This window comes from Streptomyces paradoxus (assembly GCF_014202475.1).
GTDB lineage: Bacteria > Actinomycetota > Actinomycetes > Streptomycetales > Streptomycetaceae > Streptomyces > Streptomyces paradoxus.
On sequence record NZ_JACHGV010000004.1, the window covers coordinates 282,059 to 300,477 of the forward strand.

Annotated in this window: 18 protein-coding genes; 6 read left to right on the top strand and 12 right to left on the bottom strand. The window is 74.5% G+C overall.

Annotated features, from left to right (window positions below; translation table 11 throughout):
- The first annotated feature begins 106 nt into the window (after positions 1 to 106).
- On the top strand, positions 107 to 1,093 hold the full coding sequence (locus HNR57_RS15755) for a cytochrome c oxidase assembly protein (protein WP_376772253.1): 987 nt from the start codon (positions 107 to 109) through the stop codon (positions 1,091 to 1,093).
- 10 nt (positions 1,094 to 1,103) lie between these two features.
- Here HNR57_RS15755 and HNR57_RS15760 read toward each other — a convergent pair whose 3' ends face one another.
- Genes HNR57_RS15760 through HNR57_RS15775 form a run of 4 tightly spaced genes read right to left on the bottom strand, consistent with a single transcriptional unit; the run spans position 1,104 to position 3,085 of the window.
- Positions 1,104 to 1,625, bottom strand: a complete 522-nt coding sequence (locus tag HNR57_RS15760) for a hypothetical protein (RefSeq protein ID WP_184560628.1) — start codon at positions 1,623 to 1,625, stop codon at positions 1,104 to 1,106.
- Positions 1,609 to 2,100, bottom strand: a complete 492-nt coding sequence (locus HNR57_RS15765) for an RNA polymerase sigma factor (protein ID WP_107456362.1) — start codon at positions 2,098 to 2,100, stop codon at positions 1,609 to 1,611. Before HNR57_RS15765 ends, HNR57_RS15760 begins: the two co-directional genes overlap by 17 nt.
- On the bottom strand, positions 2,097 to 2,711 hold the full coding sequence (locus HNR57_RS15770; RefSeq protein ID WP_184560629.1) for a class F sortase: 615 nt from the start codon (positions 2,709 to 2,711) through the stop codon (positions 2,097 to 2,099). The genes HNR57_RS15765 and HNR57_RS15770 overlap by 4 nt, the downstream gene beginning before the upstream one ends.
- Positions 2,708 to 3,085 carry a Tat pathway signal sequence domain protein gene (locus HNR57_RS15775; RefSeq protein ID WP_184560630.1) on the bottom strand — a complete coding sequence of 126 codons (378 nt, stop codon included), beginning with the start codon at positions 3,083 to 3,085 and terminating at the stop codon, positions 2,708 to 2,710. Before HNR57_RS15775 ends, HNR57_RS15770 begins: the two co-directional genes overlap by 4 nt.
- Before the next feature lie 225 nt (positions 3,086 to 3,310).
- Here HNR57_RS15775 and HNR57_RS15780 point away from each other — a divergent pair, with 225 nt between their 5' ends.
- The 3 genes from HNR57_RS15780 to HNR57_RS15790 all read left to right on the top strand — a co-directional run bounded on the left by HNR57_RS15780 (position 3,311) and on the right by HNR57_RS15790 (position 7,330).
- Positions 3,311 to 4,648, top strand: coding sequence for a hypothetical protein (locus tag HNR57_RS15780; RefSeq protein ID WP_184560631.1), 1,338 nt, complete (start codon positions 3,311 to 3,313; stop codon positions 4,646 to 4,648).
- A gap of 106 nt (positions 4,649 to 4,754) precedes the next feature.
- Positions 4,755 to 6,002: an AAA family ATPase gene (locus HNR57_RS15785; RefSeq protein WP_184560632.1), complete on the top strand. Its 1,248-nt coding sequence runs from the start codon at positions 4,755 to 4,757 to the stop codon at positions 6,000 to 6,002.
- Positions 5,999 to 7,330 carry a vWA domain-containing protein gene (locus tag HNR57_RS15790; protein WP_184560633.1) on the top strand — a complete coding sequence of 444 codons (1,332 nt, stop codon included), beginning with the start codon at positions 5,999 to 6,001 and terminating at the stop codon, positions 7,328 to 7,330. Before HNR57_RS15785 ends, HNR57_RS15790 begins: the two co-directional genes overlap by 4 nt.
- Before the next feature lie 5 nt (positions 7,331 to 7,335).
- Here HNR57_RS15790 and HNR57_RS15795 read toward each other — a convergent pair whose 3' ends face one another.
- The 6 genes from HNR57_RS15795 to HNR57_RS15820 form a co-directional block, all read right to left on the bottom strand.
- Positions 7,336 to 7,974, bottom strand: a complete 639-nt coding sequence (locus HNR57_RS15795; RefSeq protein WP_184560634.1) for a response regulator — start codon at positions 7,972 to 7,974, stop codon at positions 7,336 to 7,338.
- Complete coding sequence (locus tag HNR57_RS15800; RefSeq protein ID WP_184560635.1) at positions 7,971 to 9,161, bottom strand: sensor histidine kinase; 1,191 nt, start codon at positions 9,159 to 9,161, stop codon at positions 7,971 to 7,973. The genes HNR57_RS15795 and HNR57_RS15800 overlap by 4 nt, the downstream gene beginning before the upstream one ends.
- A 5-nt stretch (positions 9,162 to 9,166) precedes the next feature.
- A complete protein-coding gene (locus HNR57_RS15805; protein WP_184560636.1) occupies positions 9,167 to 11,371 on the bottom strand; it encodes an MMPL family transporter in 2,205 nt (734 codons plus the stop codon).
- A 200-nt stretch (positions 11,372 to 11,571) separates the two neighbouring features.
- Complete coding sequence (locus HNR57_RS15810) at positions 11,572 to 13,230, bottom strand: alpha/beta hydrolase (protein WP_184560637.1); 1,659 nt, start codon at positions 13,228 to 13,230, stop codon at positions 11,572 to 11,574.
- 192 nt (positions 13,231 to 13,422) lie between these two features.
- Complete coding sequence (locus tag HNR57_RS15815; protein WP_184560638.1) at positions 13,423 to 14,310, bottom strand: amidohydrolase family protein; 888 nt, start codon at positions 14,308 to 14,310, stop codon at positions 13,423 to 13,425.
- A 96-nt stretch (positions 14,311 to 14,406) separates the two neighbouring features.
- Positions 14,407 to 14,913, bottom strand: a complete 507-nt coding sequence (locus tag HNR57_RS15820) for a hypothetical protein (RefSeq protein ID WP_184560639.1) — start codon at positions 14,911 to 14,913, stop codon at positions 14,407 to 14,409.
- Positions 14,914 to 15,031: 118 nt separating this feature from the next.
- On the opposite strand from HNR57_RS15820, the gene HNR57_RS15825 reads away from it, so the two are divergent.
- Positions 15,032 to 16,375: a BTAD domain-containing putative transcriptional regulator gene (locus HNR57_RS15825; protein ID WP_184560640.1), complete on the top strand. Its 1,344-nt coding sequence runs from the start codon at positions 15,032 to 15,034 to the stop codon at positions 16,373 to 16,375.
- Positions 16,376 to 16,400: 25 nt separating this feature from the next.
- Here HNR57_RS15825 and pip read toward each other — a convergent pair whose 3' ends face one another.
- On the bottom strand, positions 16,401 to 17,357 hold the full coding sequence (gene pip / locus HNR57_RS15830; RefSeq protein ID WP_184560641.1) for a prolyl aminopeptidase: 957 nt from the start codon (positions 17,355 to 17,357) through the stop codon (positions 16,401 to 16,403).
- 81 nt (positions 17,358 to 17,438) lie between these two features.
- Between pip and HNR57_RS15835 the strand changes: the two genes are divergently transcribed.
- The gene (locus HNR57_RS15835) at positions 17,439 to 17,918 is read left to right on the top strand and encodes a MarR family winged helix-turn-helix transcriptional regulator (protein ID WP_313673809.1); all 480 of its coding nucleotides are present in this window, start codon (positions 17,439 to 17,441) and stop codon (positions 17,916 to 17,918) included.
- Between the two features lie 120 nt (positions 17,919 to 18,038).
- On the opposite strand, the gene HNR57_RS15840 is transcribed toward HNR57_RS15835, so the two are convergent.
- On the bottom strand, positions 18,039 to 18,389 hold the full coding sequence (locus HNR57_RS15840) for a winged helix-turn-helix transcriptional regulator (RefSeq protein ID WP_102912195.1): 351 nt from the start codon (positions 18,387 to 18,389) through the stop codon (positions 18,039 to 18,041).
- Positions 18,390 to 18,419 lie beyond the last annotated feature (30 nt).

Genomic DNA, 18,419 nt, shown 5'->3' on the forward strand with positions numbered 1-18,419 from the left:
CGGCCGGTGCGCGGACACGGCGAACGAGGCCGTCACCGGCCCCAGGGACCGGCGACCCGGCCCACCCTGCCGCCGCCCCCTGAACTTCGGCAGTTATCGTCCGCTCGTGAGCGAACTGTCGGCTGTGTACCTGCCGGAACCGACCGCCGGACGGCTGCTGGGATCGTGGCAGTCGGACGTCCCCGCCCTGCTGCTCGTCGCCGTGCTGGGCGGGCTCTACGGCTGGGGTGTCGTCCGGGTGCGCCGGCGGGGCGGGCCCTGGCCGCCGGCGCGGCTCGCCGCCTTCGTGCTCCTCGGGCTCGGGACGATCGTCGTGGCCACGATGTCCGGCCTGGCCGTCTACGACCATGAGCTGTTCTGGCCCGCCGCCGTGCAGAACGTCGGACTCGATCTGCTCGCTCCGCTGGGCCTCGCCCTCGGGGATCCGCTGCGGCTCGCCGTGGAGGCGCTGCCGGAGGGCGGCGCCAACCGGGTGCGGCGGGCGCTGACCGGCCGTCTGATCCGGCTGCTGACGTTCCCCCTCGTCAGCACGGTCCTGGTGCTGGCCACCGAACTGACCGTCTATTTCACGCCGTACTTCGCCACCGCGCTGCGCGTGGGCTGGCTGCACGAGCTGATGTACCTCCATCTGCTGGCGGCCGGCTGCCTGTTCGTGCTGCCGGTGCTCACCCGCGAGCAGGCCCTGCCCGCCTGGTGCACCCACCCGGTCCGGGCGGCCCTGGTCTTCCTGGACGGGATCGTCGACGCGCTCCCCGGGCTGGTGGTCATGACGCACGGCACCCTGATCGCGGGCGCCTGGTACCTGCACCACGCACCGCCCTGGTCCCCCGATGTCCACCACGACCAGCAGCTCGGCGGTGGCGCCATGCTGGGCATCTCCGAACTGGTCGCGCTCCCCTTCCTGCTGGTGGTCCTCGCGCAGTGGGTGCGGGCCGAGCGGGCCCGGACGGCCGTACTGGACCGGCGTCTCGACGGGGAACTCGCCCCCGCCGCCCCCGCCGCGCAGGGGCCCGCCGAACTGGTCCGGCCCTGGTGGGAGACCGAGGACGGCGAGGTGGCGGAGCGGATGCGGCGGCAGGGGCGGGGCGGCTGACGCGGGCCGGTCAGCGGCTGCCGGCGCCTGACCGGTCCGTGCTCGGGCGGGCCGCCGAGGGGACGGGGCGCACCGAGGTGGGGGTGGCCGACGGGGCGCGGGACGCCTCCGCAGGACCGGTCGCCTGCTTCTCGGGGGCGCGGGGGCCCGCCGCACGGGGGTCGTCGGTGGCCGGGCGGTGTGTGCCCGGGGAGGACGGGCGGGTTTCGGACGGGGACGGTACCGGGGTGGGTGGCGCCGAGGGGGTGGGCGGCGCCGTACGCGTGGTGGGCGGGGCCATCGGGATCGTCGGGGTCGTGGGGCGTTCGGGTGCCGTGTGACGCAGGGGGACGCTGATGAGGACGGCCGCGACGCAGCACAGACCCGCCCCGGCCGCGGTGCGCAGCAGGCGGCGGCGGGTCGCCCGGCGGCGGATCGCCCGGTACTGGCCGGGGGGCGCGCCCAGGTAGTCGGGGGAGGAGGGGCGCAGGATCACGGCGAGCGGGTCGTCGGTGCCCGGCTCCGGGCCGTCGTCGTCAAGGCGTGTGGTCAAGGCTTCTCCTCAGGTGGACGCGGAGCAGTTCCCGGGCCGCGTGCAGGTCGGCCTTGACGGTTCCTTCCTTGCGCCCGGTCAGTGCGGACACCTCCCGGATCGGCATGTCAGCGTAGTAGTGGAGGAGGATCGGGACGCGCAGTCGCTCCGGCAGCGACTGCACGAGCAGCCGCACCGACGGGTCCGCCTGTTCGGGGTGGGGCCGTACGGCGGCCTCCGAGGTGACGCGGTGCAGGGCGCGGCGCTCGCGCTCCAGCTTGCGCCAGTGGTCCCGGACGAGGTTGGCCGCGGTGACGTAGAGGAACCCGCGCGGCTCCTCCACGGACGTCCAGCGGGCCCAGAGCCGGGTGAACGCCTCCGAGGCGATCTCGTGGGCCGTTCCGTCGTCGTCGACGAGCCGGCGGCACCAGCCGGCGAGGCGCGGGTAGAGGGCGGCGAACAGCTCGGACGCCGCCTTCTCGCGGGACCGTTTCAACGCTCTCCAGGGGTGGGGGACTTCGCACCGCTCAGCGCCGCGAACACGATCACGTTGTCCGCGTAACCGTCGCCGGTCCGCGCTCCGCCGCAGGTGATCAGCCGCAGCTCCGGGCGATCCACGTTCCCGTAGACGTCGTCCGCCGGGAAGTCGGTTCTGGGGACGGTCCGCACCGCCGTGACGGCGAACTCCGCCGCCGTGCCGTTCTCCAGGCGCGCGGTGATCCGCTCTCCCCGGCGCAGCCGGGCGAGGTGCCGGAAGACGCCGTCGCCGTACGGGCCGACCGTGACATGGCCGAGGAGCACCGACGGGCCGGTCTCGCCCGGCGTCGGCGAGTGCCGGTACCAGCCCGCCCGGTCGTGGGCCGTGACCGGCGGCACCTGCACCGTGCCGTCGGCCGCCAGGCCCAGCCGGATGACCGGGGTGTCGACGCCGATCGCCGGGATCAGCAGCCGCACCGGGACCGAACGGGCCACGGGGCGTGTCCTCCTGGCCGGGACCGGCGAAGCGGTCCTCTTCGGCCGTGGTGGGGTGGCCGAGTGGCCCGCGCACGCCGTCAGCAGCAACGCCGGCGCCCCGGCCGTGAACGCGCGCCTGGAGAACGGGCTCATGCCCCGGTCGCCCGGCGGCGGCGTACGACGAAGACCGTGCCGCCGCCCAGGGCGAGCACCGCGGCGGCGCCCGCGCCGAGGGCCGTGCCGTCGCTCCCGGAGGCCGGGGCCGCCGCCACACCGGTGTCGGGTGCGCCGCTCGGCACGACGGAGACCTGTCCCTCGGCGGGCGCCCGGGTCGGTTCGTCACGGGCCGGCGCCGGGGTCGGCTCGGCCGCCCGGGTCGGTTCGGCGCTCTTCTCCGGCTGGGTGGTGGGGGCGGCGGACGCCGGGACCGGGCTCGGCGTGGCGGGCCCGTCCGCGAACGCGGGCCCCGTGCCTATCAGTACGGCGGTGCCCGCGAGGGCCAGGGCGCTGAGGACGGTTCGGCGCATGGAATCGCTCTCCTTCGGCGGTCCGCCCGACGGCCGGGCGGGGTGACAGATCGTGCGGAGAGACGAGGCGGCGCCGGGACGGGTTGTAAAGAGATGGCAAAGCCCGTCGCAGGGGCCCTCGAAATAACCTGTCGCGCACGGGAGTCGGGGGTCGCTAGCATCCGTCGCGATGACGACTCACTCTGTGAACAGATTGGGGGACCCGTCCGCGCAAGGTGAGTGCTGATGCTCACCGACCTCGCGAACGGGGACTTCCCGCTTTCCTTCTGGCCGCGCGTGCGCGAGTTCGCCGTGCCGCCCTCCATGATCGAGACCGCGACCGCGCGCCGCCGTGCCGGTGACTGGGCGGGCGCCTGCGCCGCCGCGAACTTCGACGTCGACCTCCAGCTCCGACTCCTGGCCCGGCGCCACGGACGGGAGTTCGCCGCCCGGCTCCGCGCCGACCTCCGGCACCTCGCCCCCGACCTGCTGCGCTGGCACATGCCGAGGATCGCCCCCGACGGGCTGCTGCGGCCGGGCCTGACCATCACCCTCGCCCGCTACGGCGCCACCGGCCCGGGAGCACTGCACCTCGTGGTGCGCACGCCCCCGGCCTGGGCGGACGCCGGGCAGCGGATCAGCCTCGACCTGTGGGACGCCTCCCGCGCCCGGGAGGCCCACCGGCATCATCCGCACCCGCGCCCCAGCCGGCGCTTCCGGCTCGACCTGCACCGCCACCTGTGGGACGCCCGCCGGGCCGGCGAGCTGCGGGCCCGGTCCGGCGAGGGCGGTGCGGACCCGGACACCCCCGGGCCGCTGCCGCCCGGACAGCGCTGCGCCGTCGACCGATGGGCGGCCGAGGCGGAGATCCTGCTGCGGGCCGAACGACGGTCCGGCGGCAAGGTCTCCGTGCGGCTCGGGGCACGCCACCGGGTCGTCCTGGACGTGTCCGACGGCGGGGAGCGGGCGGCGATGTCCTACGCACGCGCCCCTGACGCCTCGCTCCCCGTCCTGCCCGACGCGGCGACCTGGGTGCTGCCCGACCTGGAGCTGCTGCGGGCCGGGGCGATCGACGCCGGGCGGCTGCATCCGCTGGTCGCCGCGGCGCTGGGGGCCGAGCGGACCGCTACCCCCGGCGTGCCGGAACGGGCGGGTGATCCCCGGGTGGTGGAGTGCCGGGGCGCCCGGCACCGGATCGGCCTGGTCGACGGCGCGCTGGCCGCCCTCGACCACGACCCGGCCGAGATCCGGCGGGAGGAACTGCTCGCCGCCTTCGGCGGTCCGCCGCTGCCCTGCCTGCGGGCCGTCGACGAGGCACACCGCCGGCCCGACTGCCTCCCCGGCGTCCGCGAACGCCTCCACCACGGCGACACCGCCGGTGCGCTCGCCGCGGTCGAGAGCCTGCTCGGCCCCGAGGCGGTGCTGCGCGACGGCCCGCTGCGGGACGCGCTGGAGACGGCCGCGCGACGGCGCATCGCCCACGGGCTGTATCGCGCGGGCCTGGAGGGCCCCTCGCCCGGCAGCCTGCGCCCCTGGGACCGCCGCCGCTCCCGCGGCGACGGCCCGCACCCGCGCCACATGTGACCCGGCCCGACCCGGCCGACCGGGGCGAACACCCTGCCCCCGCCGCGCCTTCATCCCACCGACATCCCACCGAGACGGCTCACCACCGGCACACAGGTGATCACACATGCGCTCTCACACCTCGTTCCCGCCCGGCACCGCTTCCCAGCTCGACGTGGCCGGCGACCTGCTGGCCCTGCTGCGGGACACCACCACCGAACCGCGCCCCGACACCCAGCTGGAGGCCCTCACCCTGGCTGTGGCCGCCGACCTGCCCGTGCTGCTGTGGGGCGAACCGGGCATCGGCAAGACCGCGGCCCTGACCCAGCTCGCCACGGCCCTGGACCTGCCGCTCACCACGGTGATCGCGAGCGTGCACGAGCCGTCCGACTTCTCGGGGCTGCCGATCGTCGGCGACGACCCCGCCGAGCAGGGCGTGCCGATGGCCCCGCCGGACTGGGCCGTACGCCTGGTGCGGGCCGGGCGCGGGCTGCTGTTCCTCGACGAACTCTCCACCGCGCCGCCCGCCGTGCAGGCCGCCCTGCTCCGGCTCGTGCTGGAGCGGCGGATCGGCGCGCTGCGGCTGCCGCCGGGCGTGCGGATCGTGGCCGCCGCCAACCCGCGCTCCTCGGCCGCGGACGGCTGGGAACTGAGCCCGCCCCTCGCGAACCGCTTCGTCCACCTGCAGTGGACGCACGACACCGACGTCGTCGTCCGCGGCCTCGGCGGCACCTGGCCCCGGGCGACCCTGCCCCGGCTCGACCCCGAAAAGCTCCCGGAGGCCGTGGACTTCGCCCGCCGGGCCGTGTGCGGGCTGCTCACCGCACGCCCCGGGCTCACGCACCGGCTGCCCAGCGGCGAGACGCGCCGGGGCGGGCCGTGGCCGTCCCCGCGCAGCTGGGAGATGACGCTGCACCTGATCGCCTTCGCGACCGCGGCCGGCTCCGCCCGTGACGTCCTCTCCCTGCTGGTGCGGGGCACCGTCGGGGACGGGCCCGGGCTCGAACTGCTGGCGAGCCTGGACCGGATGGACCTCCCGGACCCCGAGACGCTGCTGGCCGACCCGGCCGGTGCGGTGCTGCCGGAGCGGGGGGATCTGCGGCAGGCCGCGCTGGACGGCGTCGTGGCCGCGGTGCGCAGCCGCCCGGAGCGGCCCCGCTGGGACGCGGCCTGGGAGCTCCTGGTCAAGGCCCTGGAGACCGGCCCCCCGGACGTGGTGGTCGTCCCCGCGACCACGCTCGCCGCCCTGCGCCGCGACGACTGGGACGTCCCGGCGTCCATCGAGCGCCTGGCCGGAGTGCTGTCCCTGTCCCGGCGGGCGGACCGGACCACGGCCGCGGTCGCGGCCGCCGCCGCGGCGAAGGCGGGCCGATGACGACGGACAGCCGGGACCGTGGCCGGGGCGGGCCGACGGTGACCGCTGGGTACGGAGTGACCCCCGGGCCGACGCAGACCGACGCGCCCGCGGCCGCCCCCGGCGCCCTCGACCGGGACAAGCTCTTCACGGCCCGCCTGCACGCCGCCCGCGTCCGCCCCTACCTCGCCACGGCCCTCTTCGCCCTGCACGTCGTCGAGTCACGGCGGGTGCCGACGATGGCCGTCGACCGGTACTGGCGGTGCTACGTGTCGCCCGCGTTCGTGGACCGCACGCCCGTCGAGGAACTGGCCGGTGTGTGGGTGCACGAGGTGTCGCACCTGCTGCGCGACCACCACGCACGCAGCGACCGGGTCGCCCGCGAGCGCGGCCTGAACGGCCCGGGGGAGCGGCTGCGGATGAACATCGCCGCGGACTTCGAGATCAACGACGACGTCTACGGCGACGGCCTGGCCCGCCCGGAGGGAGTCGTCGAGCCGGGCCGTCTCGGCCTGCCCGAGAACGAGCTGATGGAGGAGTACCTGCGGCAGTTCACCCTGGGCCCGCGCTCACAGGAGCTGGCCTGGCTCGACTGCGGCAGCGGCGCCGACGGCCTGGACCGGGAGTGGGAACTGGGCCCGGACGGCGCGCACGGCCTGAGCGACCAGGAGCGCGACGCGGTCCGCTTCCGGGTCGCCCAGGGCATCAACGGCCGCCCCGGCAGCGCCCCGCGGGGCTGGCGGCGCTGGGCCGAGGAGGCCTTCCACCCGCCCCAGCCGTGGCGGCAGCTGCTGGGCGCGGCGGTCCGCTCGGCGGCGTCCGCCCCGGGCGCGGGCGAGGACTACACCTACGGCCGCCCCGCCCGCCGTTCCACGGCCCTGCCCGGCACGGTCCTGCCGAGTCTGCGCCGCCGCCCGCCCCGCGTGTCCGTCGTCATCGACACCTCCGGGTCGGTCAGCGACGCCGAACTGGGCAGCGCCCTCCTGGAGGTGGCCGCGATCGCCCGGGCCGTGGGCGGCCGCCGTGACCTGGTCACCGTCGTGCCCTGCGACGCCTCCGCCGGCCTCGCCCGCCGCCTGTGCCGCGCCGAGGGCATCCCGCTCACGGGCGGCGGCGGCACCGACCTGCGGGCCGGCTTCACCCGTGCCCTGGGCACCCGCCCGGCCCCCGACGTCATCGTCGCCCTCACCGACGGCCAGACCCGCTGGCCGGGCACCCGGCCCCCGTGCCGCACGGTGATCGGCCTGTTCCCGCGCGAGTACCGGAGTCGCCCCCACGACGAGTCCGACCCCGAGTACGTCCCGGACACACCCCCGGAGTGGGCCCGGGTGGTGGACATCGGCTCCTGAACGCCCTACGGCCGGTGCAGCAGCCCCCGTTCCATCGCCACCACCACCGCCCTCGTCCGGTCGTTGACGTCGAGCTTGGCGAACAGGCGGAGCAGGTGCGTCTTCACCGTGGCCTCGGCGATGACGAGGCGGCGGCCGATCTCGGCGTTGGTGAGGCCGTCAGCGACCGCGTTCAGCACGTCCGACTCGCGGGCCGTGAGGGGGACCTGGGCGGGCTGGCGCATCCGGGCGACCAGGCGCTCGGCGACCCGGGGCGCCAGCACCGTCTCCCCGCGGGCCGCCGCGTGAATCGCGTCGGCCAGCTGCTCACGGGTGGTGTCCTTGAGGAGGTAGCCGATCGCCCCGGCCTCCACCGCGCGCTCGATCTCCGCGTCCGTGTCGTAGGTGGTCAGGATCAGCACCCGGGTGCGGGGGAAACGCGCCACGATCTCGGCGGTCGTGGCCACGCCGTCCAGCACGGGCATGCGCAGGTCGACCAGGGCGACATCGGGCTCGTGGCGTTCGACGAGGTCGAGGGCGGCGCGGCCGTCGCCCGCCTCGCCGACGATCTCGATGCCGGTCCCGGAGGAGAGGAGGGCCACCACCCCGGCGCGCATGACGGTGTGGTCGTCCACGACGACGATGCGCAGCGGTCCGTCCGTCATGCCGAGGCCCCCAGCGGTATCAGCGCCAGCACCCGGGTCCCGTCCCCCACCGAACTCGTCACCGTCAGCCTCCCGCCCAGTTCCGCCAGTCGTTTGCGCATGCCGTCCAGACCAAAGCCCGACGACTCCTCCACCGAGAACCCCGCCCCGTCGTCGGTGATCTCCAGCTCCACCCCGTACGGCAGCCGGGCCAGGACCACGCCGACCGTGGAGGCGCGGGCGTGCTTGCGGACGTTGGCCAGGGACTCCTGGGTGCAGCGCAGCAGCGCGATCCGGGTCTGCTGGTCGCACTCCAGGTCCTCCAGTTCGGCGTCGACGGTGAGGCCGGTGTCCTCGGCGAAGCGGTCCAGGGTGCGGCGGAGGGTCCGGGCCACCGAACCGGCCGCGACCTGGCCCGGACGCAGGCCCGAGCCGACCAGCTCGCGCGCCTCGGTGAGGTTCTCCCGTGCGGTGGACTCGATCGACCGCAACTGCCGGCCACTGCGGGCCGGATCGGTGTCGAGCCCCGTCCGGGCGGCCTCGGCGAGCACGATGATCGAGGCGAAGCCCTGCGCGAGGGTGTCGTGGATGTCCCGCGCGATCCGCTCCCGCTCGTCCGCCGCGCCCTGACGCTGGTGTGCCTCGGTCAACTCGGCCTGGGTCTCCTCCAGTTCGGCGAGGAGCCGGGCCCGTTCGGCGCTCTGCGCGACCACCGAGTGCGCCCACAGCCCGATCAGCGCCCCCACGGCGACGACGAGCAGCGTGGACACGAGCGTCTCGGTGAAGAACTCCACCGTCCATCCGCCGTCCCGCAGCACGCTCCCGGCCAGGGTCGCTGCCGTGGCGAGCCCCAGGAACACCATCGAGACCCTCGGTGTCCGCCCGAACATCCAGTAGTGCGGCAGCGTCACCATGAACAGGGCCGCGTAGTTGCCGCGCAGATACGCCAGCCCGCCCAGCGCCACCACCAGCACCGACAGGTACACGTCCGGCCGTACGACGGGGTTGGCGGGGAAGCGGTACAGGACCGCGTAGGACACCACCACCGCGCCCAGCAGGGCCAGCGCCGCGTACTTGCTCCCGCCGGGCCGGTCGATGGCGGCGAGACCGACGGCCATCACGGCGAACAGCAGCCAGCACACCGCGTTCCAGCGGCGCAGTGTGGTGGTCCAGAAGGCGTCGGAGGCGGCCCCGGCGAGAGCGGTCATACCGATCAACGTACGTCGACCGCCGGACGGGAGGAGGGTGTTTTCTCCGGGACGGCGAGCGCCCTGCGCACCGCCCGCGAGGGCCACCAGCTCGACTCGCCCAGCAGCAGCATCGCCGCCGGCAGCACCATGACGCGCACCACGAACGCGTCGATGAGCACGGCCGCCGCCAGGACGAAGCCGATCTGCTTCATCTCGATGATGTGCAGGAAGACGAAGCTGGCGAACACGGTCGTCATCACGACCGCGGCGCTGGTCACCACGCTCGCCGAGGACCGGATCCCGTCCAGCACCGCCTGCCGCGTGGGCACCCCGGCCAGCGCCGCCTCGCGGATCCGGCTCACCACGAACACCTGGTAGTCCATCGACAGCCCGAAGAGGATCACGAACAGGAACAGCGGCACCCGGGAACCGACGGACCCGGTGGAGTCGAAGCCCAGCAGGCCCTCGGCCCAGGTCCCCTGGAAGACCAGCACGAGCATCCCGAGCGCCGCCGCCGCGGACAGCAGGTTCAGGGCGACGCCGAGCAGCCCGAGGACCACCGAGCGGAAGGCGTACACGGTCATGGCGAACGTCACCAGCAGCAACGCGCCCAGCACCAGCGGCAGTTTGCCGTTCTGGTGGGCGGGATAGTCGGCGTAGCGGGCCACGTCCCCGCTCACGCCGTACTCGGCGCCGGCGATCCGGCCGACGGTGGCGGGCAGGAAGTCGTCCCGGAGCCGGTCGAGGGAGTCGTACGCCTCGTCGGAGTTGCCGAGGTGGGGCACCCCCAGTTCGAGGGTGCTGGTGCGGTCGTCGGCGGAGGTCCGGATCCGCGACGCGCCGGTGAACAGCGGGTCGGCCTCCGCCCGCCGGACGACCTCGCGCAGAGCGGCGGTCACCTCCGCCGACCGCGCGGCACCGGCCCGCACGACGACCTGGTGGGTCACCCGCTGCCCGGGGAACGCCTCGTTGAGCCGGTCGTACACCTGCATGGCGGGGATCTCGCGCGAGTGGGTGTCCCGGCTCATCTCGGTGATCTTCAGTCCGGTCAGCGGGACGACCAGGGCCAGCAGCGCCAGGACCGACACGCACAGGGTGGCCAGGGGGTGCCGGGCAGCGGGCCGCAGCAACGCGTTCCACATCCGGCCGCCGCCGCCCCCGCCCCGCACCCTGCGGGCGGGCTTCCCGCGCTCCGCCCGCCGCAGCGCCCGGCGTTCGGCCCGCTGCCCCAGCTTCACCAGCAGCGCGGGCAGGGCCGTCAGCGAGCTGGCCACCGCGACCAGCACGACGACGATGGTGCCGGTCGCGAGCGACGAGAAGATCACGTCGGCGGCCAGGTACAGCGTCGCCGTGGAGGCGACCACCGCGAACCCGGAGACCACGACCGCCCGCCCCGAGGTCGCCGCGGCCAGCTCGACCAGGGCCTCGGAGGACAGCCGGCCGCCGGAGCGGGCCCGTTCCTCCCGCTCGCGCTTGAGATGGAAGAGCGTGTAGTCGACGCCGACCGCGAGGCCGATCATCAGGATGACGTTGGTGCCGACCCCGGCGTCGGGCGACACGTGCGACACGACCATCGACAGGCCCACCGCGGCCGCGATCGACGACAGCGCCAGCAGCAACGGGACCCCGGCCATGGTCACCGACCCGAACACCACCAGCAGGGTGAGGAGGGTGACGGGCAGGGTGATCGCCTCGGACAGCGCGAGATCCTCACCGCGCTGCTTGTCGACACCCTTGCTGACGGAGGGACTTCCGGTCTCCTCCAGCAGCAGCTCGGGGTGGCTCTTCTGCACCGCCGCCGTCTGCGCCACCAGCGCGTCGACCTTGTCCTTGGCGTCCCGCTCCTCGCCCTTCAGCGTCACCTCGACCATCAGGGTCTCGCGGTCCGGTGACAGCAACGGGTCGGCCACACCCGCCACTTCGGGCAGTCGCCGCATCCGGTCGGTCAGGTCCTCCGCGGCGGCCCGGGCGGCGGCCTGGTCCAGGGCACCGCCCGGGCGGGAGGAGATCAGCACCTGTTCGGCGGACCGCCGTTCCAGATGCGCCTCGGCGGCGAGGGCCTCGGCCCGGCCGGCCTCACCGACCCGGTAGTCCGCCGTCTTCGCACTGTTCATGCCGACAGCACTGCCGGCGCCCAGGCACAGCACCACGAACACCAGCCAGCCGACGATCGCCCGCCAAGGATGTCGCGCACTCCAGCGCGCCACGCGCACAGTCAGGGAATTCATGCCCAAAAGCGTTGCTGAACAGGGCAGTTGTGGGACAGAGGCACTCGGTTGAACCTGCCGTCCACCGTTCGGTGGACCCGGGCCCGGGGGGTGTCCCCACCCCGGCGGCGGGTCAAGGCCTCGGAGCTCCCGGGATACGCGAACACCCCGGGCACCGGGCCGTGCCGGCCCGGCACCCGGGGTGCCGTTCAGGAGGTCGGTCAGCGCAGGACGCCGAGACGGTCGAGCCGTTCGTTGACGCCGTTGCGGAGTTCGCCGAGCGTCGTGCCGGGCGGGGTCGCCTTGGGCGTGGAGGACGGCGGCTGGGTCTCGTCCGCGCAGGTGGTGCCGCGCGCCGGGACCTTCAGGTCCACCAGGTAGTCCGTGACGGCGTCGGTCGCGCAGGCGCTGCGCCCGAAAGCGGTGTGCCCCTCGGCCTCGAAGGTGAGCAGGCGTCCGTTGTCGAGCTCCCGGGACAGGGCCACCGCGTCCTGGTACGGGGTGTCCGGGTCGCCGGTGTTGCCGATGACGAGGATCGGCGCGGAGCCCTTCGCCCGGAAGGGACCGCCGTAACGGCTGACCTGTTCGCCCTTCCACTGCGCGCAGGCCGTGGCGTGCTGGTGGTCGTAGAGCGGCGGGCCGTAGGCGAGGGCCGGGCCGAGCAGCGGCGCGGCCTCGGCGAAGGAGGTCACCTTCCGCTTGAGCAGGGCCGGGTCACGCGGGTAGGCCTTGTCGGTGCACTCGACGACGACGTTCGGGTTGAGGAAGTCGTAGCTGGCCGGGGACGGCGGCCGGAGCAGGAACGAGGTGTTGTCGCGCTGCTGGGCCTTGCGCAGGGCCTCGCCGAGCGAGGGCCAGATGACCTTGCCCTCGTTGATGTTGAACAGGATGCGGTAGACGAGGGTGTAGCCGTTCGCCTGCCCGCCGTTGGCGGTCGGTACGGGGTCGGCGTCGAGGTCGGACTTGAGCTTGTCGAAGGCGGCCCGGGGGTCGCCGTCGCCGAAGCCGCAGGTGGCCTGGTCCGCCTCGCACCAGTCGAGGAAGCGGCCCACCGCGCCGTCCAGGGCCAGGTACTGGGGCCGGTCGTAGGCGTACGGCCGGTTCGCGTAGTGCTCCGGGTCGTAGGCGCCGTCGAGCGCTAGGGCGCGCACCCGGCCGGGGAACATGGCGGCGTAGACCGTGCCGATGAAGCTGCCGAACGAGCGTCCGTAGTACGTCAGTCGATCCTCGCCGAGTGCCCGGCGCAGCAGGTCGATGTCACGGGCGACGTACCCCGTTCCGACGTACGGCAGCAGCTCGCCCGCGTTGTCCAGGCAGGCCTGGCCGAACTCGGCGGCCCGGCGCACGGCGGGCTCGTAGGCGTCCGGGCCCGGGACCCCCTTGGCCGCGGTGACGGCCCGGGTGTACGTCGGGTCGTCCCAGCACTGGACCTGCGAGCTGCGCCCGACGCCCCGTACGTCGTACCCGAAGACGTCGAAGGAGTCGCGCAGGGCGGCCGGCAGCTCGGCGTAGTTGCCGCGCACGAAGTCCACGCCCGAGTTGCCGGGCCCGCCGGGCTGCAGGAAGAGGGTGCCCTTCCTCGCGGCGGGGTTCGCCGCCTTCTTGCGGATGACCGCCAGGGTGATGGTCCTGCCCTGCGGATCCCGGTAGTCCAGCGGCACATCGGCGTTCGCGCACTCGAAGCCGTCCTGGCAGTCGGACCAGGCGAGGGACGGCACGGCCGGCTGCCGGTCCGTCCCGTCCGGCTGGGCCGCCATCACCTGGGCGGCGGTCCCGGCGACGGCGAAGGAGAGGGCGGCGGCGAGGGCGATCCTCAGCCGCGGCAGGCGTCTGCGCGCCCGGGTGCCGGACCGGCTCGGTCCGTGGTCTCGTGTAGTCACAGTGCGTTCCCCTCGGGATGCGAGTGCCGCGGCGCACCCCGGGGTGCGGTCGGGCTTGTTGAAGTTTCTAGCTCAACCGGCAGGGGAAGAGGAGCGGGAACGGCCTCCCGCCCCCCCTTGTGGGTGTCTTGTCACGTGATCTCCTCACTACCCGGCGGTAGTTGCGGAGTTGTTCATCCCGGGAACCGGGTCTCACAGGCCGAAGAGCTTCGCCGCGTTGTCGTGGCACACGGCCCGCAGCCACTCGTCCCCGAGACCCAGCCGCTCCAGGGCGTGGAGCTGATGCACGTACGGGTAGGGGATGTTGGGGAAGTCGGAGCCGAGCAGGATGCGGTCGCCGGCGTCCGCCAGCCGGGGCAGGGCGCGTCGAGGGAACGGCGCGAGCCGCTCGCTGAAGTCGGTGAACGCCATCGTCGTGTCCAGCCGCACCTCCCGGTACCGCTCGGCGAGGCCGAGGAACTCCTCGTACTCGGGCATCCCCATGTGGGCGACGATCAGCCGGAGCCGGGGGTGCTCCGCCAGCACCCGCGCGATCGGCCCGGGGCCGGTGTGCTTGCCCGGCGCGGGCCCCGACCCGCAGTGGATCACCACGGGGACCCCGGCCTCGGCCAGCACGCCCCAGGCCGGGCGGAGCAGGTCGTCGGCCGGGTCGTAGGCCCCCACCTGCACATGCGCCTTGAAGACCCGCGCGCCCGCGGCGACGGCTTCCCGGACGTACGCCTCGACGCCGGGCTCGGGGAACAGGGTCGCGGTGTGCAGACAGTCGGGGGTGCGGCGCGCGAAGTCGGCCGCCCAGCCGTTCAGCCAGCGGGCCATGCCGGGCTTGTGCGGATAGAGCATCGCGGTGAAGGCCCGTACGCCGAACCCCCGGAGTATCTCCGCCCGTTCGGCCTCCGCCTCCCGGTAGGTGATGGGCCACTCCAGCCCGCCGGTGAGCGGCCCGAGCGCGTCGAAGTACTCCCAGACCCTGTTCAGGACCCGCTCGGGCATGAAGTGCGTGTGCACGTCGACGAGGCCGGGGAGCCCGAGCCGCCCCCAGAAGCGGCGGATGTCATCGGGCTCGTCACCGTGATCGTTCATGGTGCCCACGATCGGGTGGGACGGGGCGGTGGGGCCAGTGCCGTGCGCGGGGGTTGGGTGAGGGATGTGTCACGCCCGCTGCGGCCCCCGCTCACGTCAGCCGATGCGGGCGCACAGGTCGTCCGTGCTCCCGTGGACGAGGTGCACGGACTTGTAGCCGGTGGCGCTGATGTCCATCGTGTAGACGCCGTCGACGATGTACAGGCCGCGCGGCAGGGTGCCCCCGCCCTCCCCGACGCCGACGAACACCGGCCCGTGCACGGCCCAGCGCTGTGAGCCGTCGCGCCGGTACTCCACGATCGCCGAGCCGCTCGCGTCGGCGTCGTGGGCGGCACCGGTCAGGGTGTTCGTGACGCGGACGACCAGATCGCCCTTGTAGGCGACCCGCCGCGCGGAACCGTCGGGGTGGGTGCTCAGCACCCGCCGCACCACCTCGTCGACGACGGGCTCGCCGTGGACGGGGAAGTCGCACCGCACACCGGCGGCGACGTCCCATGGTGCGGAGGGTGCCGGTTCCCACCCGGGCCCGGTCGCGGCGGACGCGGGCTGCGTGCCGAGGAGCGCGGCCACAAGTGCCAGTGGGGCGAGGGCGGTTCGGCGCATGGTTCTCCCTGTGCAGAGGGGCGAAAGGACGGTGCGCCGAAGTCTCACCCCCGCATCTGACCAAAGCCTCACCACTCCAGGCCCCGGCCCGGCCGCCCGGTTACGCTGCCGGGCAGTCATGGATTTCCAGCTGCTCGGTCCGTTCGCCGCCCGTCACGAGGGGCGGCCCGTGCTGCTCGGCAGCCGCCGTCAGGAACGGTGCCTGCTGGCGGTCCTGCTGCTGAACGCCGGCCACTCCGTCCCGACCGGCCGCCTCATCGACCTCCTCTGGGACGACGCCCCGCCCGCCTCGGCCCGCGCCACCGTCCACACCTACGTCGGCCGCCTCCGGGCCGCACTCCGGCCGTACGAGGTGTCCGTCGAGACCCGGCACGACGGCTACGCCGTGGAGCGGGGCCCGCACCGGATCGACGCGCAGGAGTTCACCGGCCTCGTCGGGCAGGCGGCCGACGTCCGTGACCCGGTGGAGCGGATCGGCCACTACGACCGCGCCCTCGCGCTCTGGCGCGGCCCCCTGCTCGCGGACGTCGCCGACGACCGGCTGCGTTCACGGCTGGGCGGCCGGCTCGGCGAACTGCGGCTGTCCGCGGTGGAACGACGGGCGGAGGCCCAGCTCGGCATGGGCCTGCCCGAGCGGGTCGTCGCGGACCTGACGCCGCTGCTCCAGGAGCATCCGGCCCGCGAACGCCTGGTCGCCGCGCAGATGACCGCCCTGCACCGCACGGGCCGCCGGGCCGAAGCGCTCCGGCTCTACGACCGTACCCGCGCCCTCCTCGCGACCGACCTCGGCATCGAGCCGAGCCGCGAACTGCGCACCCTGCACAAGCGGATGCTGAGCGGAGACCCCCGGCTGGACCGGCCGCCCGGGCCCGTCTACGCGGTACGGGTCGACGACCAGTGGCTCCCCTGGAGCACGAGCGGACACCCGGCGCTGGAGTTCTGCAACACCTACGCCGGGTGGGGCGGGGACCGGCTGCCCGGGTCGGAGTGGCTGCCCGGCTACGCCACGCTCGCCGTGTGGGCCGGGCACCTGGACCTGATCGAGGACCGGCAGACCGCCCGGCTGCGGGAGCATGCCCTGCGCAGGCCGGACGAGGCCGCCGCCGCGCTCGACGAGGCCCGGCGGTTCCGCACGGACCTGTACGCCTGCCTGACCGACCCGCAGGACGGCCGGGCCTTCAAGGCCGTCGCCCACGTCGTGGAGGAGGCCGCGGGGCTCTCGGTCTTCACCCGGGGCGAGGACGGCCTGGGCCGCTGGCGGCCGTCCCCTGCCGCCGGCCTGCGCATGCCCCTGTACGCGGTGGCCCACGCGGCGGGCGAACTCCTCGCCGGCCCAAGCCGCTTCACCGTCCGCAGCTGCCCCGGCCGGGACTGCGGCTGGCTGTTCCTCGACGAGAGCGGACGGCGCAGGTGGTGCAGCCTGGGGACGTGCGGGGAGGGGCGGGATTCCGGGAGCGGCTGACGGCGGGCGGCGGGCGGCACAACCTTCAGGCCCGGAACCGGTCCGTCGCCGCCACCACGGCCGAGGTCATGGAGGTCCCCAGCCCGTGCCCCTCACCGCCGATCAGCACGAGCTCCGCGTCCGGCCACACCTGTGCCAGGTGCCAGGCGATGTCCGCGGGCCCGCTGATGTCCATCCGGCCGTGGATCAGCACGCCCGGGATGCCGGCCAGCTTCCCGGCGTCGCGCAGCAGCGCCCCGTCCTCCAGGAACGCGGCGTGCCGCCAGTAGTGCGTGACGAGCCGGGCGAAGCGCATCCGGAAGCGCGGGTCCTCGTAGCGGGGGTCGGGCCGGTGCCCCGGCAGGGTGGAGACGTGCACGTCCTCCCACCGGCACCACTCCCGCGCGGCCCGCTCCCGCACGGCGGGATCGGGGTCGGCGAGCATCCGGGCGTAGGCGTCCACCAGACTCCCGTCCCGCTCGGCCTCCGGCACGGCGCCGCGGAACCGGGCCCACTCCTCGGGGAAGATCCGCCCCATGTCCCGGGTGACCCACTCCACCTCGCGGCGCGTGGTGTTGGTGACGCTGAAGAGGACCAGCCCGGACACGGACCCGGGGTGCTGCTCGGCGTAGGCCAGGGCGAGGGTCACGCCCCAGGAGCCGCCGACGACCAGCCACTCCTCGATGCCGAGGTACCGCCTCAACTGCTCGATGTCGGCGATGAGATGGTGCGTGGTGTTGGCGGCGAGCGAGGTCCGCGGATCGGCCGCGTCGGGCGTGCTGCGCCCACACCCGCGCTGGTCGAGGAGCACGATGCGGTACGCCGCCGGGTCGAACAGCCGGCGCCAGAAGAGCCCCGCCCCGGACCCGGGCCCGCCGTGCAGCACGAGGGCGGGCTTGCCCGCGGGATTCCCGCAGGCCTCCCAGTACACGCGGTTGCCGTCGCCGACGTCGAGCATGCCGTGCGCGTACGGCTCGATGCCGGGCGGATAGGGCTCGGGCATGCGTGACGTCCTCTCCTGCCCTGTCTCGGATGACTCGCCTCGGAGGAACCCGTGATGTAACAGCGCTGTTAGATTATCAGCGTGAGGAATCAACCGGATCCGGCCGCCGTGGGGACGCTGCTCCGCCACGTCCTGGAACTGCTCGACGGCGACGTGGCCGCGGTCTACGCGGAGCAGGGCATGGCCGAGTACCGGCCCCGCTTCTCCCCGGTCGTCCGCGCGCTGGTGGCCGAAGGCCCGCTCTCCGTGCGCGATGTGGCCGAGGCCATCGGCGTCACGCACTCGGCAGCGAGCCAGACCGCGGCCCAGATGGCCCGCGCGGGCCTGGTCACCCACACCCCCGACCCGCTGGACGCCCGCCGCCGGCTGGTCGGCCTCACGGCCGAGGCGCGGGCGCTGCTGCCGCGGATCGAGGCGGAGTGGGAGGCGACGGCCGCGGCGATGGCGGAGCTGGACGCGGAACTGTCGATGCCGCTGGGCGAGTTGCTGGCCGAGGTGGCGCAGGCGGTGGGACGGCGGCCGTTCCGGGAACGGGTGGCGGCGGCTCGCCGGACCGCGTGACCGGCCTCCGGGAGTACCCACCTTTTTGTGGGGACTTGGCAGTGCGCCGGGGCCGCGCGAACCTGGTGGTGGGCGGCCGGTGAGGCACGGGATCCGGAAGGGACGGAGGTGGCACCCGCGTCAGGAGGCCGGCCGGGCGGCCTCGGCCAGATTCTCCAGGTGCCGGTGGCCCCAGTCGGACAACGGCGCCAGTGCCTCGGAGAGTTCACGGCCGAACGCGGTCAGGGAGTAGACCGTCTTCGGCGGCAGCACGTCGTACACCTCCCGGTGCACCAGCCCGTCCGCGGCCATCTCCCGCAAAGCCTCGGTCAGCACCTTCTCGGACAGGCCCGGCAGCTGCCGGCGCAGCTCCGCCGGGCGGTGCGGGCCCGACTCCAGCAGCCAGAGCAGGGCCGTCTTCCACTTGCCGTCGACCACCGCGATCGCGGCGGTCACCCCGCAGACGTCCGGATCCTGCCGCCGACGCGTCATTTCCGCCCCTTTTCTTACGGATTGTCATGC